The sequence below is a fragment of the Dellaglioa sp. CoH-57-MRSF-19 genome, assembly GCF_056781975.1.
Genome location: NZ_JBXAXW010000183.1, coordinates 1 through 357 on the forward strand (window position 1 = coordinate 1; position 357 = coordinate 357).

Below are 357 nucleotides of genomic sequence, written 5' to 3' on the forward strand. Positions count from 1 at the left end.
GTCGGAATCTTGTCGATGATGGTATCCACGAACGCAGAAACGGCAACAGCCCGCACGTCGGATACTGTCGTTTCGGCGCGGCTCGTCATCGCCACTATCTGGCGTAGGGCCTGACGTAGGCGCACGATCTCAGGTTCGCCCACTCTTCCACCTAGAACTCGACACGCGTGACCCGGTTAACGCCTTCGCTGCCGTTGAACGTGCGTCGGAAATCGGCAGAGCCCGAATCCGGTGATGTCCACACGAGATAGCCGTCGTTTCCGAAACGGACGCGGATGTTGGCTCCGATTTTGAACAGCTCGCCTTCCTCGATGTCGTTGAACGTGAGACCGCTCCGACGTTTCGTCACAATCACAC

The 357-nt window shown here is 58.3% G+C and carries 1 protein-coding gene; it reads right to left on the reverse strand.

Annotation, left to right across the window (positions count from 1 at the left end; all coding sequences use genetic code 11):
- Positions 1–151: 151 nt before the first annotated feature.
- Positions 152–357 (reverse strand): hypothetical protein (locus AC1RO3_RS08870; RefSeq protein WP_481764060.1); only part of this gene is annotated, 206 nt, incomplete at its 5' end.